The organism is Arthrobacter sp. BGA-UO-ETr-C19 (genome assembly GCF_059568005.1).
Genome location: NZ_JCAQPC010000022.1, coordinates 132,221 through 147,325 on the forward strand (window position 1 = coordinate 132,221; position 15,105 = coordinate 147,325).

Below are 15,105 nucleotides of genomic sequence, written 5' to 3' on the forward strand. Positions count from 1 at the left end.
GCCCAATGAGAACAATTGGAAATGGGATGGGGCGCGTCAGCTTCCCAGGCCGGTGATGGCCAGGTTCCTGCTGATGCCTTCCAGCGGCCCCGGCTGCCTGAACTCCTGTTCGATACTTCCTGGTTCGCCGTTTCCTAATTCGACGTTTCCTGGTTCAAGGTTTCCCGCCTCGCCGATTCCCGGGTCAGCGTTTCCCGGGCCAGCGGTCCCCCGTTCAGGGAACGGCAGGGTGTCCACCCGGCTGAGGTCCCAGGCCATGCTGGCGCTGAGGCTGATGCCGCGCGGACCGGTCCGCCGGGTGGTTCCCCGGATAAGCAGCAGCCGGGTGCCGAACAGCAGCGGGCCGGCATGCTCCTGCGCCTCGTGGAAGAACACGGAATCCACGCATCCGGTGCCGTCATCAATGCTGATGAAGACCACCCGCCTGCCGCCGCGCATGGGCGGGGTCTGGGTGGCGATGCGGACACCGGCAACCAGGACCTCCGTGCCGTTGCGCAGCCCCAGCAGCTTATCCGCGGTGGTGACGCCAAGCCGGTCCAGGAGCGGACGGTGGCTGGACATCAGGTGTTCACTGACATCAACAGCCATCAGGTCAAGTTCCGCCCGGACGTTCTCCACCATGGTGGGCTCCGGCAGCCCGGCCTTGACGTTCCGCAACTCGACATCCCCAAGAGGCAACGCGAGCTGCCCCTCAATGACGTCGACGCCTTTCTTGGCAGGCTTGCTCTGCAGGCTCTGCAGGTGGTGGACAAGGTCTGCCCGGTTGGCTGTCCCGCCGGATTCCCGGTGCAGGGCGTCAAAGGCACCCAGTTGGGCGAGCCGCTTGATGCTGGGCTTGCTCAGCCTGGAGCGTGCCCTCAGGTCCGCCAGTGAGTCATAGGGCTGGCCTGCGACGATCCGCTTCAGCTCAGAACCGGACAGCCCGAAGATGCCGTTGAGGCTCAGACGGATGCCCAGCTTTCCCCGGTCCGGGCCTTCCGCGACGCGCTCAACCCGGTATTCCGCCCCGCTGCGGTTGATGTCCAGCGGAAGAATGGGGATGCCCATTCGGCGTGCTTCGGCCACAAGGAGGCGCTTGGGGTACATCCCGGGATCGTGTTCCCACAGGCCGGCGAGGAATGCTTCCGGATGGTGGGCCTTCAGCCAGGCCGACTGGTAGGTGGGCACGGCAAAGGCGGCGCCGTGGGCTTTGCAGAACCCGAAACTGGCGAACGATTTCAGGGTGCTCCAAACTTTGTCCACGACGTCCGGCTGATATCCCCTGGCTTTTGCCTTGCGGCGGAAAAACTCTTCCACCTGCCCTTCCATGACGTCATTGCTCAACGCCCGGCGGAACTCGTCGGCTTTGGCCAGCCCGCAGCCGGTCATTACGTCAAAGGTCCGCAGGATCTGCTCATGGAAGACCGTCACCCCGTGGGTTTCCTGCAGTACCGGCTTCAGGTCCGGGTGCGGGTAGGTCTCTGGCGTAAAGCCGTGCCTGTGTTCCAGGAAGGGCCGGACCATGTCCGATTTCATTGGCCCCGGGCGGAACAGTGAGATGTCGATGATGAGGTCGTTGAATTCGCGCGGGGCCATCTTGCCCACCAGCTCCCGCTGGCCCGGTGATTCGATCTGGAAGCAACCCAGCGTGTGGGTGCTTCTGATCAGCTCATACGTCGGCTCATCATCCAGGGGCACGGCATTGAGGTCGATCAGGCCGTCCTCGGCGATGTAGTCCGGACCGCTGCCATCTGTTGCCACGGGGTGGGCTCCGGCCGCCACAACTTCTGCCTTGGAGGGATGGATGCGGATGATCTCCCGCACGGCAAAGGCCATGGCGCTTTGCATCCTGACTCCCAGGACATCCAGCTTCAGCATGCCCATGGGGTCCATGTCGTGTTTGTCGAACTGGCTCATGGGCAGTCCAAGGCCGCTGGGCTGGACGGGTGTCCGGTCCAGCAGGGTGGTATCACCGAGGATCACCCCGCAGGGGTGCATGGAGATGTGGCGCGGAAGCCGGTCCAGCCGTTCGGTGAGGTCCACCAGCAGGTCCAGCTGCTGGTTCTCCGAGAAGTTCCGCTGTTCCACCCGTCCGGCGAACTCGCGAAGTTCCGGCTTTTCCTCCAGCGCCTCCCGGAACTTCCGTGCCGAAAAGCGCCACAGCTGTTTGGCGATCTCGCCGACATCGTCGTCGTCCATCCCCAAAGCCATGCCGGCGTCCCGCACCGCACCGCGAGCGCGGTAGCCGTTCTGCATGCTCATCAGTGTGACCCGCTGGGAGCCGAACCGGTCAAAGATCTTCCGGTAGACGTTGTGCCTCTCAGCGCTTTCAACATCGATGTCGATGTCAGGCAGCGTGGACCGGTCGCCGGAAAGGAACCGTTCGAAGATGAGGTCATGCTGGAGGGGGTTCACCTGGCTGATGTCGATCAGGTAATTCACCAGGCTGGAAGCCCCCGATCCCCGGGCTGCCGCCCTCACGCCCATGTCCAGGATCATGCGGGAAACCTCGGCCACGGTGAGGAAGTAGGAGGCAAAGCCGAGGCGGGCAATGATCTTCAGCTCATGCCGCAGCTGTGCGCGCATGTCCGCTTCCGCTTTCCCGGAGATGCCGGGGAATCTCCGCGCAATTCCGGCTTCGCAGCGCTGGGCCAGTTCTGCCAGCGGATCCCCTTCAATGCCGATGACGGCGGCCTCCGGCACCACCGGCTGCTTCCACCCCATGTCAGACACGGGATCCATGCGGCAACGGTCCGCGAGCGCCTCAGTCTGCGCGAGCAGCACCTGAAGATCTGCGGCCCCGTAGCCGGCTGCATGGATGACTTCCTTGCCCAGTTCCACCATTTGGTCCGGGGTTTTCAGCCAGCCCTGCCCGTTGGGCTGAAGCAGCGGCGCGGCGGAGAGTTCGGGAAGCGACTTCAGAGTGCGGGCCGAATCCAGGACATCGGCGGTGGCCGCCCCGTCCTCCTCGCAGTATCGGACTGCGTTGGTGAGCACGGCCGGCACGCCGTACTCCTGCGCCAGCTTGAGCATGCGGACCGCATGGGCGGTGCTTAACGGCTCACCCGGCGCGCTGAGGTGGGTAACGATCTCTGCCGCGACGCTTCCGGCGGGCATGGCGTCCAGCCAGCCCTTGAAAAGGGTCCGGGGCCGGAGGTACCGCCGCCCGCCCAGCGCGTTGCCGACGTCGGAATCCGGGCCCAGCAGCACGGTGAGCACCGGTTTCAGGCTTTCCGGATCCAGGACGCGTGAGGCGAGTTCAGCCCTGGTGACAGCAACGGGAACCGTTCCCCCTGCCTTACCCGTGGTGCGGGCATGTGCGTCGGAGATCAGCCGGCACAGTGCCTTGTATCCCGCACCGTTGTTGTGGCCATGCGCGAGGACAACGACCCGCCCGGTGACGCGGGATGCCGAGAACCGGGTTTTGGAAACCCGCGCCAGGACCGCCCCGGCATCATGGTCCCCCTCGTCGTCGAACACTGACAGATCCACACCGACCACCGGGTCAATTCCGGCAGCCATGCAGGCCTTGAGGTGTTTTACTGTGCCGTACAGGCCGTCGCGGTCCGTGCAGCCGAGGGCGGTTGCTCCCTGGGCAGCCGCCGCCTGGGCGAGTTCATCCGGCCAGGAGACACCATAGTGGGCGCTGAAGGCGGTGGAAACGTGAAGGTGAGTGAAGCTCATGCTGTTTTGTGCTGGAGTGCGTCTTTGGGCCGAAGGGCGTCGTGGATCCGGAGCAGCCGCCAGCGTCCGCTGCCGGCATGCCGCACCAGGTCAAGGGTTAGAGGTTCAGTAAGTTCTGCGGCCGGAGTTTCCGTCGGGCTGCTTCTGCCGGCAGGCAGGACCTGCACCCGCCAGATCTCATGGTCCACAAGCCCGGGCCCGCTCCCCAGCGGAGCACGCCGTTCTTCGGCCCACCACTGGCGGCGTTCGTACCAGCGCAGGGGTTCGGCGCAGACCAGGTATTCCCTGCCGCCCCACCGAAGCTCCGCTGGCTCACCGGTAGGTGCACAGACGACGTCAACCGACTCGCTGAACGTTCCCATGGGTGCCTCCGGATACCAATCTCATCCTGCAGAAAATACGCAGTCATTCGAATATGTATTCGAATAGTTCCAGTCTACGCCGGGCCGGAGACAAAACCTAGATGGGTGTGGACGGACGGCGGCTCACAGGGCAGGATGGTCCCATGAGTTCCAATGACGCGCTCCTGAAGCAGGTAAGCATCGCCGCCAAAGAAAGCACATTGGTGGCCAAGTTCGATATCGACGGCAACATTCCAGCATCGGGCGCCTTTGTTGTAGGGCTCGTGGCTGCCACTCCGGATTATTCACATCAACGGAGGCTGGGAATCGAGTTCATGAACGGCGAGGCGGTCTCGATCTACTCCTTCAGCCATGACGGCACGGAGGAGAATTTCGACCTCAGCAGCGTTGAGCACTCGGGTAACACCATTACGGGCAACTTCCCCATGAGCACGGTACTGGGGCTGGACAAGAGCCACCTCATGTCCGCGTTCAGCGAGGCCGACGGGCGGGAATTCCAGTCTGGCGTACCCGTCGAGGAGAAGCTTTAGCGGATCAGCGCCCCCGCAAGCGGCACCGGGCACCAGCCCGGATCAGCCGGCCCTGCGTCTCGGCGCGCCTGTCAGCGGCCCGGACTTGTTAAGTTGCCTGGACCTGCCTGCGAAGGAACCCGCCAGCCGCCGGGAAAAACGGCTCAGCTGTTGTCGTTGTGGATTTTCATCTCAAGCTCGATGAACTTCGAGATCATGGCCCGGTACGTGCTTTCCACGATATCCGGGTCTATTTCTTTTTTCTCGGCGGCCGAGCGCACATGCTCGATGACCCGCTCCACGCGCCCCGGCGCCCGCACTTCGGCGTCGTCACCCTTCAGGGTTCCCGCGATGCGAATCAGGCGCTCGCGGCGGGCGATCAGCGTGACAATCTGCTCGTCCACCTCATCCACCGCGACCCGCACGGCGGCGAGCTGTTCCCGGTCAGCCTGGGCGTTTTTCTCGTCTCCGTGATTTGTGGGCATGATCATGACAGTATCGAACCATGCAGCCCAGAGTCGATTTTATTTCCTTGGGAGTGCGCAGCGTGGCCGCCTCCCGGCGCTTCTACGTGGACGGCCTGGGCTGGCCGGTCCACCGCGAGGTTCCCGACGAAGTGGTCTTCATCCAGGCCAACCACGGCCTGATCCTCTCCCTGTGGGATGCCGGGCAGATGCAGGCCGAGGCCGCCGTCGACGCTCCCGCCGCCGTTCCCTGCATTACGCTCAGCCACAACGTCGGCAGCGCAGAGCAGGTGGACCAGGTGATGGCCCAGGCAGAGTCTGCCGGTGCGGCCGTCGTGGCCCCTCCCAAGACCCAGCCCTGGGGCGGCTACACCGGATACTTCGCCGATCCGGACGGCTTCCGCTGGGAGATTGCATTCAACCCCACGTGGACAGTGGACGACGGCCAGGTCACCGTCTGATGGCAGGTCCGGGTCTGATTCCGGCCGGGTCCGCTTGTCCCGGACCCGAGCCTCAGAGGGCAAACCCAGACGGCAAACTCAGAAGAGTGCCTCCACAGGCTCGATGAGCTCCGGGGAGTTGTTGCGGACGTTGCCCACCGCCTTGCCCACGGAATCCACCCGCCAGCCCGCGGCTACGTCCTTCACACCGGACCTGACGAGGTCCACCAGGCCGGCCGCGTCGTCCACCTGCGGGTCAAGCCAGGCCGCCATGGTCTCGCGGCTCATGGGCAGCGGGACGCGGTCGTGGAGCGCTGTAAGTTCGGCGAACACCGTGCCCTCGGTTCCCGCCGGCGGCGAGTCCGCCGTCATGATGGACATCGAGAGCATCCACTGCGCGGGTTCACCCGGCGGCAGGGACGGGTCCTTCCACCACTCGTACAGTCCGGCGAAGGCGATGGCGGACTCATCCCGGGGGTGGACGTAGTAGGGCTGCTTGCTGCGGCCCTCGCCCTGCTTCCACTCGTAGTAGCCGTCCGCCGGGACCGCGCAGCGCCTCGACTGCACCGCCTTGCGGAACGCCGGCTTCTCAAGGACCGACTCACTCCGGGCGTTGATCATCTTCGCTCCGATAGCCGGGCTTTTCGCCCAGGACGGCACCAGGCCCCAGCGGGCGACGTGCAGCTGGCGGACCGTGTCACCATCAATCAGCCGTTCCAGGACAATGGGCGCACCGTCGGTGGGCGCAACGTTCCACGACGGCGGGATTTCGGTTTCGTTCTCAAGTTCGGCGTCGAATTCGGCCAGCAGATCCCCCACTGCCCGGGCCATGACGTAACGTCCACACATGGCACCAGCATGCCATTGCAACAGAGGCTGGGGAATACCGGCGCCCGGGTTACGGTTGAGGGGAAGGAAACCGACAGGACCACATCTATCCGAGGAGAGCCCGTGGACTTTACCCCCGAAGACGGCACCATCACCATGTTCTCGACCACCTGGTGCGGCTACTGCAACCGGCTGAAGAAGCAGCTGGACGCCCAGGGCATCGGCTACACCGAGATCAACATCGAAGAGGTCGACGGCACGGCCGAGCTCGTGGAGCAGATCAACGGCGGCAACCGCACCGTCCCCACCGTCCTCTTCCCGGACGGCACCGCTGCCACGAACCCGTCCGCAGCAGAGGTCAAGAGCAGGCTCGCCGCCTAGGGCTGACGCCGAAGTATGTTCACCAGTAAAGGCACCGGATACCGGTGCCTTTACTGTTTCCATGCCTTGGCTGCTCCAATGCCTTTGCTGTTTCAGGCCCCTCCGGTGGATCAGACCTTTTCGCCGATCCGGTCCGGGATCGGCCTGGGAGCGTGGGTTTCCTGGCGGCGGGGCTCCTTGCGGCGGGCCAGGAAGGCCCACAGCCTGGTGTCGTCCGCGTGGGTCCGGGGTTCCGGATGGTCCACAGGCAGCGGGTTCCCGGGCGCGGCTTCCGATGGCACCGGTTCCCGGTGCGCCTCAGGCTTTCGGACGGTATCCTTTCGGGTGTCCCAGCCGAAATCCGCCCGCGATGAATAGCACATCACCGACCTCCTTTTCAGCGGCTGTTCCTTAATCGTCCTCTCCTCTGCGTTTGAAATCGACAGGTCTGGGTACGAAAAATCCGGACCCGGTGCCGCTTCTGGCGCTTGCCAGTCCGGCGCGTTACAGTCCGAGTTCCTTCCCGCGTTCCAAAGGATTGCTGTGAATCCAGTTTCCCCGCAGATCGGCACCGTCTTTGTCCCCGTCAGCGATATCGAGGAAGCCCGCGACTGGTATTGCGGCATGTTGGGCGTGCCCGCCGATGACAAGGTCCTGCTGGACCATCTGTACATACTTCCCATGGAGGGGGCCGGCCTCGTCCTGGACAGCAGGATCTACTCTCCGGGCGCCGTCTTCCAGGTTCCTGCGTTCCACTTCAACACCGCCGACATCCACGCGGCCCACGCGTTCATGAAAACCCGCGGCGTGGAACTCACCGACGTCAACGACGACCAGTGGTTCAACTTCCGGGACCCGGACGGAAACGTCCTGATGATCTGCCAGATCCCCCCGGCCACCGAGTAGAACCCGCCTGGCGCAGCGTTAGGCGCGGAGACTGCTGAAGTCCGCCCGGCCCATCGTGGCGTACTCCGCATAGGTGCGGACCACTGCGTCCTCGATGGCCTGCACGTCGAGGCCGGGCACAAGGTCGTTGACAGCGCCGGCGGTGGCGGGATCCCAGTCCAGCCCGAGGGCTGCGTAGCTGGCCGTGAGCACCTCGCGGATGGGCGCCGAGTTCTCCACCACGACAACGGAACTGAACAGCCAGGCGCCGGACACCACGCGCTGGGCTGTGCCCACCAGCTTGATCCGACAGGCGGGTGCGACCGGCGCAAAGCCGTGGACGCTGTATTCACCCGGACAGTACTCCCCCGGGATCTCGCCGACGGCGGCATGCACGCCCACGCTCCGGAGCGCTCCCGCCAGCATCTCGCCGAAAAATGCGAAGCGGCCTTTGGCGCCGGCGATCGCATCGCTGTGCGGCTCCACATGGTCGATGATCAGGGTGCCTTCGTGGTACGCCGCGGCGCGGCCTCCCGCCTTGCGGATCAGCGGTTCGAACCCCAGGTCGCGGCAGGCCTGGGCGGCGGTGCCGAAGCCGGGCAGACGGGTGTCACGCTGGCCGAAGGCCACAGTCGGTGCGGGCCGGTACAGCCGAAGGGTGGGTCCGATGTCCCCGGCCCGGGCTTTGCCGAGGAGCTCTATCCCAAAATCAAGGTCCCGGACGGCGCCAAGGGACTGCTCCTGCCGGACAAGGGTCAGAGTCCTGGAATCAGCCCCGGCCTGCTGCATGTTGCTAAGCTCCCTTATGGTCGTATTGCAATTTCTGGTCGTCGCGGCTGCCTTCGCCGTGATCGACGCCGTGTGGCTCAAGCTCATGAACCCGTTCTACCGCAGCCACATCGGTGAATTGCTGGCCGACCGGCCCCATCTAGGGTACGCCGTGGCGTTCTATTTGATTTACATTGCCGGCATCGTTTTCTTTGCCCTGCGGCCGGCGCTCGACGGCGGCACCTGGCTGACCGCCGTCGGCCATGGGGCGGCGCTGGGCGCCTTTGCCTACGCAACCTACGACCTCACCAACGCCGCGACGCTCAAGACCTGGCCGCTGCAGCTCATTGTCGTTGATATGGCGTGGGGCGCCCTGCTGACGGCCCTCGCCACGGTGGCGGGCTGGCTGGTTTTCCATTAGAGCGGCAGCGGCCACTGGCCAGCCGGCTGCGCTCATGCGGGCGGGGTCAGCTCTTCCGGAGCGTGAGGATCTGTTCCGCCCGGCCGAACGGCCCGTACCGGTCATGGAGCACCGTCGAGGTGAGGCCGATGCCGTCAGCACCAAAGGACACGGCGTTGTCCAGGCCCAGCCACTCGCCCTCCGGCCGCCGGTACATGTGGATCTGGAGATCCAGGTTCGGAAAAGCGTAACTGTCCTTGCCCGGCGGCACCCGCGCGGCGATGCCGTTGGCGGTGTCCACCAGCCCCATGAGCCTTGCCATGTCCGTGCTGTCGTTTCCGTCCGTCAGCGGATGGTCCGTGCGCAGCCACACCTTCCCGGCGCCCGGCCGGTGACCTTCCGCCACCCTCATCTCCAGGGAACGGATGTACCCACCCGGCCAGACGCTCGCGCCGTCGTACGGCTTGCACTCTTCCGGGGAAGGGATAGGGCCATCCTCGATGGCGGCTACCGCAGTTGTATCGCTGGTGACCATGCGCCAGGCCGTGGCTCTGATGGCCACGCGACCGGCCGCCACCAGTTCGGCCTGCAGCAGCTCGATGGTGCGTCCGGGGCGCAGCGTCGTGGTGGCGATTTCGAATTCACCGCCGGGGATCAGCCCCAGGATTTCGTAGCTGAGCCTCGCCATCCGCATGTCGTCCCGGGGCTCGTGCCGGTCCAGCCGGTCGGCCAGGAGACCCGACGCCGGGGCCATGTGCTGTTCGTGGGCGTTCCAGGCCCCCTGGGCGTGGATGGTGGAGCGGAAGCGGCCGCCGCCCAAATCCTGGTAGTAGAAGTCACCATCGGCGAGTTCCGGGAGTTCAGCAGTCAACAGTGACTCCTTCAAAAGCGTGATCGGTTAATCCCGGTTCACTCTATCGCTTCCGGCATGCGGAGCCGTCTCAGGCCTCGCGGGCGGGAACTTTCACAGCTTCCTCAAATGAGCGGCTCACGGCCGGCATAAGTCCGGTCCATACAAATGATGCATGACCTCACCGCAGAACTCCCCCACCGCAGAACATCAACCCGGCGAAGCGGGGCACCAACCCGCCGACGCCCAGCAGCCCGGCGCAGCCCGCGAGCGCGGCAAAGCCAGGCCGACGCGCCGGGCCGTCCTCGCAGGAGCCCTTGCGCTGACACTTTCCGCCGGCGGCGCCACCGCCTGGGCGCTGGACCGGTTCGTGGTCCAGCACGTGGAAATCTCCGATGTGTCCGCCTACGAGGCTTCCCAGGGCGTGTCCTCCGAGGCCACGACGGTGGGCTCGTCCGCCGCCGTTACCGACACCTCGTACGCGGCCGACGGCGCCAACATCAACATCTCCACCGTGGTGACCGGCAGCGGCGACAGCACGGTCACCTACTACGTTGCCGACGTCGTCCTTGACGATGCGACGACGCTCAAGTCCGCGTTCGCCAACGACAGCTTCGGCGAGAACATCACCCAGACCACCTCGGAGATCGCGGCCGCCCACAACGCCATCTTCGCCATCAACGGCGACTATTACGGCTTCCGGGACACCGGCATCGTCATCCGCAACGGTGTTGTCTACCGGGACGAGGGCGCCCGCCAGGGGCTGGCGTTCTACCGGGACGGAACCGTGAAGGTCTACGACGAAACCGCCACCACCGCCGAACAGCTGGTCGCCGACGGCGTCTGGAACACCCTGTCCTTCGGACCGGCAATTGTCCAGGACAGCCAGGTCGTGGCTGGCATCGAGGACGTCGAGGTGGACACGAACTTCGGCAACCACTCCATCCAGGGCGAGCAGCCGCGGACGGCCGTGGGGCTCATTGGCACCAACCACCTGGTCTTCGTGGTGGTTGACGGCCGGAGCCCGGGCTACAGCGCGGGCGTGACCATGACGGGAATGGCACAGATCATGAAGGATCTCGGCGCCGAGACGGCGTACAACCTCGACGGCGGCGGCTCCTCCACCATGTACTTCAACGGCGCACGGGTCAACAACCCGCTGGGTGCAAACCGCGAGCGCGGCACCTCGGACATCCTCTACATCGGCAAGTGAGGTCCCGCCATGATCATTTTGATCCCTGCCTACGAGCCGGACACCCATCTCCTCGAACTGATTGATGCCATCAACACAGCAGACCCGGCACTCACCCTGGTCGTGGTGGATGACGGCAGCGGTCCGGCCTACTGCCAGATTTTCGACGGCGCCCGCCGGGCGGGCGCGTACGTCATCAGCCATCCCGCGAACCGGGGCAAGGGCTCCGCGCTGAAGACCGGCTTCCGCTTCATCCTGGACTGGTTCCCCGGCCAGGATGTGGTGTGCGCGGACAGCGACGGCCAGCACAGCGTCGTGGACATCCTGCGCGTCGCCGAGCTCGCCGGCACGGACGCCACCTCCATCGTGCTCGGCGCCCGCACGTTCGCCGGCGACGTACCTGCACGCAGCCGCTTCGGCAACGCCGCCACCCGGCTGCTGTTCCGGCTGGCCACCGGCGAGCGCATCTCCGACACACAAACCGGGCTGCGCGGCTACCCGGCGGCCATGCTGCCCTGGCTCCTGACAGTCAGCGGCGAGCGCTACGAATACGAACTGAACCTCCTGCTCGAGGCCAAAGCCGCCGGGTACCGCACTGCCAGCGTGGGCATCGCCACCATCTATCTGGACCACAACTCCGGATCGCATTTCCGGCCGCTTGCGGACTCGGTGCGCATCTATGCCCCGCTGCTGAAGTTCCTGCTGTCGTCCTTCGCCGGCTTCCTGATCGACACCGTCGCCTTCCTTGTCCTCAGCGCGGCCACCGACTCGGTCCTGGCGGCAGTCGCCGGCGCCCGCTGCCTGAGCGCCACGGCCAACTTCCTGATCAACCGCAGTCTGGTGTTCAAGCACGGCCGCGGGAAACCTGCCGGAGCCACCGCCGCCAGGTACTTCGCCCTTGCGCTCTGCCTGCTGGCGGCGAACTACGCGCTTCTGAAGGCGCTCGCAGGTGCCGGCGTCGCAGACCTGCCGGCCAAGCTGCTCACCGAAGCCGCCCTGTTCGCCGTGAGCTACGCCATCCAGCAGCGGTTCCTGTTCGCCAAAGGTCATAAACCAGACCTTGTTCCGGCACAGCCCCGGCACAGCTTGGCCGTGAATCGTAACAAGTAGCCCACCACGAGACCCGGAGAACCCCATGAACCACCTGATACTTATCGCCGCAGACGTCATCGCCATCTGCGTGCTTACCTTCGCCCTTTACGTCCGCCGCCACCGGCGCCGGGACCTGGCCGTGTCCTACCTCGGGATGAACATCGGCGTCCTGGCCGTTGCCACAGCACTCTCCGGCTCCGCCGCCGGCCTGGGACTGGGGCTGGGCCTCTTCGGGGTCCTCTCGATCATCCGGCTCCGCTCCACTGAACTGGCCCAGCACGAGGTGGCCTACTACTTCTCCGCCCTGGCCCTGGGGCTGATCTCGGGGATCGGCGTCGAACCGGTATGGCTGACGCTCTCCCTCATGGGCCTGGTGCTTGGCGTGATGTTCGTCGGCGACCACGAGCGGGTCCTTCCCGCCTACCGGCACCAGACCGTTGTCCTGGACCGCGCCATCTCCCGCGAGGACGAACTCACCGCCCGGCTGGAGGAGCTGCTCGCCGCGAAGGTCCACACCGTCACCGTGCAGGAACTGGACCTGGTGAACGACAAGACCACCGTGGATGTCCGCTACGCCTGCCTCTCCGGCCGCGGATCCCGGCTGAACGGTCTGACCAGTCTGGACACCGCCGCCGGAAGCCCTGCGGCGTGGCACGAGTCGCTCCCGGCTCCCCAAGAACTTCAGCCGCAGGCTCCCGCACCGCAGGCTCCCGCCCCGGCAGGTGCGGCATGAGCACAACACACATGGCCGAGGAGGCAATGTTCATGAACCTTGCCGCCCTGGCGCCGATCGGACTCGAGGAGCTCAACGCCGAAGCCGCCCTGCAGACGCGGATGGACCGGAAGTACGTGGTTCCCGCCGCGACTGCCCGCCAGGTGCTGGCAACCTTCGGCGGCCAGGCCCGCGTCCTCGAAATAGACGGCCTCAGGTCCTTCGCCTACGACTCCGTCTACTTCGACACCCCGCAGTTGGACAGCTACATGCTGGCGGCCCGCGGCCGCCGCCGACGCTACAAGATCCGCACCCGGACCTACACGGACACCGGCACCAGTTTCCTCGAGGTCAAGACCGAAGGAACAAGGGAGGCCACGGTAAAGGAACGCATCCCCTACGACACCGCGGACCGGTCCCGGCTCACCGCCGAAGGCCTCGAGTACGTCAACGAAACCCTGGCCACAACCGTTGGCGACGTTCCGGACGGCACCCTCGGTCCCGTGCTGGAAACCCGGTACCGCCGGACCACCCTCTACCTCCCGGAATCAGGCAGCCGCGCAACGATCGATTCGGACGTCACCTGGCAGACCGGGGACGGCAAACCGTGGGTTCTTGCCGGCAGCGTAGTGCTCGAGACCAAATCCGGATCCGCCGCCGGACCCCTGGACAGGCACCTGTGGCAACACGGTGTGCGGCCGTCCAGGATCTCCAAGTTCGCCACCGGCATGGCCGCACTGCACCCCCACCTGCCCGCCAACCGCTGGAACCGGACGCTCCGGCACAGCATGCATTTGGCACCCGCAGCCTGATCCACCCCTGCTTTCCGCCCCCAAGACCTCCAGAGGAACCACCCATGCGTAAATTCAGCAAGACCTTCTCCGTGGCCGCCTTCGCCCTGGCCCTCACCCTGGCCGGCTGCTCCGCTTCCGGCAGCACCGTCTCCAGTGGTACGGCCGGCACCTCCAGCCAAACCGGCACCAGCTCAACGTCCGGCGCCCAGATGGTGACTGCAGCCTCGATCTCCGAGGACACCCATTACGACGCCGACGACCTCACCTGGGATGCGGCCAAGGAAGTGGCCGTCACGCTCAAGGACGGCGCCTCCACAGTGGCGGGCTCCGCCGCCGGAGTAAAGGTCGACGGCAGCACCGTCACCATCACAGCCGCCGGAACCTACCGGCTCTCCGGTGCACTCGGCGACGGCAAGGTGGTCATCGCTGCCGGCGGAGAGGATGTGGTCCGCGTGATCCTCGACGGCGTAACCCTCGCCAGCTCAACCGGATCCCCGTTCGTCGTCCAAAGCGCCAACGAGGCCATCCTGTTCCTCGATGAAGGCAGCACCAACTCCATCAAGGACGCCGCAACGTACGCGGACCAGGGCACCGACGCCCCGAATGCGGCGGTCTACTCCATGGCCGACCTGACGCTTGCCGGGACAGGCTCGCTGGAGGTCAATGGCCAGTACAACGACGGCATCGTGTCCAAGGACGGCCTGGTCCTGGCCGCCGGCAACGTCACCGTGAAAGCCGCCGACGACGGCATCCGCGGCAAGGACTACGCCGTACTGTTGGACGGCACCTACCAGATAACGGCCGGAGGCGACGGCTTCACATCGGACAACGACACCGACGACGGCCGCGGCTGGCTGCTTGTCAATGGCGGCAAGCTCACCGTCAGCGCCGGGGACGACGGCATCAAGGCGCAGAACCAGCTGGCCATGGCGAACGGCACCGTAACGGTATCCGAATCCGCCGAGGGCCTCGAGGCCCAGCACATCGCCGTCAGTGGCGGCACAGTATCGGTGACCGCCTCGGATGACGGCGTGAACGCCTCCGGCGGCGCCTCAACGGCAACCCAGTCAGGTGGCGGCATGGGCGGCGGGCCCGGCGGCGGAGAATCAGTGGGCGACTACTCCGTGGACATCTCCGGCGGTTCCCTCACCATCAATTCCGAGGGCGACGGCCTGGACTCCAACGGGAACGCCTCCATCTCGGGCGGCACCGTGGTGGTCAACGGGCCCGAAAGCAGCGGCAACGGCGCATTGGACGTCAACGGCGAGCTGGCAGTGAGTGGCGGAACCGTGGCGGCAGCAGGTAGCGCCGGCATGGTTGTCACCCCGGGAACAAGCTCCACCCAGTCAGGTGTGCAGGTCACGTTCGCCTCCACCGTGCCGGCGGGTACCACCGTCCAGCTGGCCGGCGCCGACGGCAAGCTCGTGGCCACGTTTGTGACCACCAAAGCCACCGGCTCGCTCGTCTTTTCCTCGTCGGCCATCGAAGCAGGCAAGCAGTACACGGTGCACACCGGCGGCACGGCGCAGACGGAGTCCGGACTGGGCGAGGGCTCGCTCGACGGCGCCACGGAGCTTGGCACGGTCACGGCAGGAGAATACACCCAGGGACACGGCCCCGGCGGAAGGTAACAGGGGGCAGGTAGCAGGCGGCAGGTCAGAGGACGCAGCATCCTGCGGAATCCGGCGCACGTCCGGCGCGGCATATTTTTGCCCCGCCGGACGCGCGCTTAATGTCCGGACCTCCATATGATGATCTGGGTAGACTCGGAAACTGGTCCTTCTAG

The 15,105-nt window shown here is 65.7% G+C and carries 17 protein-coding genes; 10 read left to right on the plus strand and 7 right to left on the minus strand.

The genetic code is table 11. The features are described from left to right. Window positions 1-36 precede the first annotated feature (36 nt). Together AC57BR_RS15470 and AC57BR_RS15475 are read right to left on the minus strand one after the other, a co-directional pair. The gene (locus AC57BR_RS15470) at window positions 37-3,663 is read right to left on the minus strand and encodes a DNA polymerase III subunit alpha (RefSeq protein WP_496362073.1); all 3,627 of its coding nucleotides are present in this window, start codon (window positions 3,661-3,663) and stop codon (window positions 37-39) included. Beyond that, on the minus strand, window positions 3,660-4,025 hold the full coding sequence (locus tag AC57BR_RS15475; protein ID WP_496362075.1) for a DUF6504 family protein: 366 nt from the start codon (window positions 4,023-4,025) through the stop codon (window positions 3,660-3,662). Before AC57BR_RS15475 ends, AC57BR_RS15470 begins: the two co-directional genes overlap by 4 nt. Before the next feature lie 143 nt (window positions 4,026-4,168). On the opposite strand from AC57BR_RS15475, the gene AC57BR_RS15480 reads away from it, so the two are divergent. Then, window positions 4,169-4,555 (plus strand): hypothetical protein, encoded by a 387-nt coding sequence (locus AC57BR_RS15480; RefSeq protein ID WP_003800653.1) that lies wholly within the window; start codon window positions 4,169-4,171, stop codon window positions 4,553-4,555. Window positions 4,556-4,698: 143 nt separating this feature from the next. Here AC57BR_RS15480 and AC57BR_RS15485 read toward each other — a convergent pair whose 3' ends face one another. Continuing rightward, entirely contained in the window at window positions 4,699-5,025 is a 327-nt protein-coding gene (locus AC57BR_RS15485) for a chorismate mutase (protein ID WP_102972334.1), read from the minus strand. A gap of 14 nt (window positions 5,026-5,039) precedes the next feature. Here AC57BR_RS15485 and AC57BR_RS15490 point away from each other — a divergent pair, with 14 nt between their 5' ends. Then, a complete protein-coding gene (locus AC57BR_RS15490) occupies window positions 5,040-5,459 on the plus strand; it encodes a VOC family protein (protein ID WP_496362078.1) in 420 nt (139 codons plus the stop codon). A 78-nt stretch (window positions 5,460-5,537) separates the two neighbouring features. On the opposite strand, the gene AC57BR_RS15495 is transcribed toward AC57BR_RS15490, so the two are convergent. Continuing rightward, complete coding sequence (locus tag AC57BR_RS15495; RefSeq protein WP_496362080.1) at window positions 5,538-6,287, minus strand: SOS response-associated peptidase; 750 nt, start codon at window positions 6,285-6,287, stop codon at window positions 5,538-5,540. 102 nt (window positions 6,288-6,389) lie between these two features. Between AC57BR_RS15495 and AC57BR_RS15500 the strand changes: the two genes are divergently transcribed. Beyond that, window positions 6,390-6,647, plus strand: coding sequence for a mycoredoxin (locus tag AC57BR_RS15500; RefSeq protein ID WP_078028863.1), 258 nt, complete (start codon window positions 6,390-6,392; stop codon window positions 6,645-6,647). Window positions 6,648-6,757: 110 nt separating this feature from the next. On the opposite strand, the gene AC57BR_RS15505 is transcribed toward AC57BR_RS15500, so the two are convergent. Further along, window positions 6,758-7,009 (minus strand): hypothetical protein, encoded by a 252-nt coding sequence (locus tag AC57BR_RS15505; protein WP_496362082.1) that lies wholly within the window; start codon window positions 7,007-7,009, stop codon window positions 6,758-6,760. 160 nt (window positions 7,010-7,169) lie between these two features. On the opposite strand from AC57BR_RS15505, the gene AC57BR_RS15510 reads away from it, so the two are divergent. Further along, a complete protein-coding gene (locus tag AC57BR_RS15510) occupies window positions 7,170-7,532 on the plus strand; it encodes a VOC family protein (RefSeq protein ID WP_314192090.1) in 363 nt (120 codons plus the stop codon). Between the two features lie 18 nt (window positions 7,533-7,550). Here the strand turns inward: AC57BR_RS15510 and AC57BR_RS15515 are convergent, their stop codons facing one another. Next, on the minus strand, window positions 7,551-8,300 hold the full coding sequence (locus AC57BR_RS15515) for a lipoate--protein ligase family protein (RefSeq protein ID WP_496362084.1): 750 nt from the start codon (window positions 8,298-8,300) through the stop codon (window positions 7,551-7,553). 16 nt (window positions 8,301-8,316) lie between these two features. Between AC57BR_RS15515 and AC57BR_RS15520 the strand changes: the two genes are divergently transcribed. Next, a complete protein-coding gene (locus tag AC57BR_RS15520; RefSeq protein ID WP_496362086.1) occupies window positions 8,317-8,700 on the plus strand; it encodes a DUF2177 family protein in 384 nt (127 codons plus the stop codon). Window positions 8,701-8,746: 46 nt separating this feature from the next. On the opposite strand, the gene AC57BR_RS15525 is transcribed toward AC57BR_RS15520, so the two are convergent. After that, window positions 8,747-9,550: a thioesterase family protein gene (locus AC57BR_RS15525; RefSeq protein ID WP_496362088.1), complete on the minus strand. Its 804-nt coding sequence runs from the start codon at window positions 9,548-9,550 to the stop codon at window positions 8,747-8,749. Between the two features lie 154 nt (window positions 9,551-9,704). Here AC57BR_RS15525 and AC57BR_RS15530 point away from each other — a divergent pair, with 154 nt between their 5' ends. Genes AC57BR_RS15530 through AC57BR_RS15550 form a run of 5 tightly spaced genes read left to right on the plus strand, consistent with a single transcriptional unit; the run spans window position 9,705 to window position 14,950 of the window. Next, window positions 9,705-10,742 carry a phosphodiester glycosidase family protein gene (locus AC57BR_RS15530; protein WP_496362090.1) on the plus strand — a complete coding sequence of 346 codons (1,038 nt, stop codon included), beginning with the start codon at window positions 9,705-9,707 and terminating at the stop codon, window positions 10,740-10,742. Window positions 10,743-10,751: 9 nt separating this feature from the next. Then, on the plus strand, window positions 10,752-11,831 hold the full coding sequence (locus AC57BR_RS15535) for a GtrA family protein (protein ID WP_496362092.1): 1,080 nt from the start codon (window positions 10,752-10,754) through the stop codon (window positions 11,829-11,831). A gap of 25 nt (window positions 11,832-11,856) precedes the next feature. Further along, window positions 11,857-12,546, plus strand: coding sequence for a DUF4956 domain-containing protein (locus AC57BR_RS15540; protein WP_496362094.1), 690 nt, complete (start codon window positions 11,857-11,859; stop codon window positions 12,544-12,546). Continuing rightward, window positions 12,543-13,337 (plus strand): polyphosphate polymerase domain-containing protein, encoded by a 795-nt coding sequence (locus AC57BR_RS15545; RefSeq protein ID WP_496362096.1) that lies wholly within the window; start codon window positions 12,543-12,545, stop codon window positions 13,335-13,337. The genes AC57BR_RS15540 and AC57BR_RS15545 overlap by 4 nt, the downstream gene beginning before the upstream one ends. A gap of 44 nt (window positions 13,338-13,381) precedes the next feature. Further along, a complete protein-coding gene (locus tag AC57BR_RS15550; protein WP_496362098.1) occupies window positions 13,382-14,950 on the plus strand; it encodes a carbohydrate-binding domain-containing protein in 1,569 nt (522 codons plus the stop codon). Window positions 14,951-15,105 lie beyond the last annotated feature (155 nt).

Coding starts and splice junctions, on each gene's coding strand:
- AC57BR_RS15550 (WP_496362098.1), top strand. CDS start 13,382: ATGCGTAAATTCAGCAAGACCTTCTCCGTGGCCGCCTTCGCCCTGGCC.
- AC57BR_RS15475 (WP_496362075.1), bottom strand. CDS start 4,025: ATGGGAACGTTCAGCGAGTCGGTTGACGTCGTCTGTGCACCTACCGGT.
- AC57BR_RS15530 (WP_496362090.1), top strand. CDS start 9,705: ATGACCTCACCGCAGAACTCCCCCACCGCAGAACATCAACCCGGCGAA.
- AC57BR_RS15485 (WP_102972334.1), bottom strand. CDS start 5,025: ATGATCATGCCCACAAATCACGGAGACGAGAAAAACGCCCAGGCTGAC.
- AC57BR_RS15495 (WP_496362080.1), bottom strand. CDS start 6,287: ATGTGTGGACGTTACGTCATGGCCCGGGCAGTGGGGGATCTGCTGGCC.
- AC57BR_RS15515 (WP_496362084.1), bottom strand. CDS start 8,300: ATGCAGCAGGCCGGGGCTGATTCCAGGACTCTGACCCTTGTCCGGCAG.
- AC57BR_RS15490 (WP_496362078.1), top strand. CDS start 5,040: ATGCAGCCCAGAGTCGATTTTATTTCCTTGGGAGTGCGCAGCGTGGCC.
- AC57BR_RS15505 (WP_496362082.1), bottom strand. CDS start 7,009: ATGTGCTATTCATCGCGGGCGGATTTCGGCTGGGACACCCGAAAGGAT.
- AC57BR_RS15535 (WP_496362092.1), top strand. CDS start 10,752: ATGATCATTTTGATCCCTGCCTACGAGCCGGACACCCATCTCCTCGAA.
- AC57BR_RS15480 (WP_003800653.1), top strand. CDS start 4,169: ATGAGTTCCAATGACGCGCTCCTGAAGCAGGTAAGCATCGCCGCCAAA.
- AC57BR_RS15470 (WP_496362073.1), bottom strand. CDS start 3,663: ATGAGCTTCACTCACCTTCACGTTTCCACCGCCTTCAGCGCCCACTAT.
- AC57BR_RS15520 (WP_496362086.1), top strand. CDS start 8,317: ATGGTCGTATTGCAATTTCTGGTCGTCGCGGCTGCCTTCGCCGTGATC.
- AC57BR_RS15545 (WP_496362096.1), top strand. CDS start 12,543: ATGAGCACAACACACATGGCCGAGGAGGCAATGTTCATGAACCTTGCC.
- AC57BR_RS15540 (WP_496362094.1), top strand. CDS start 11,857: ATGAACCACCTGATACTTATCGCCGCAGACGTCATCGCCATCTGCGTG.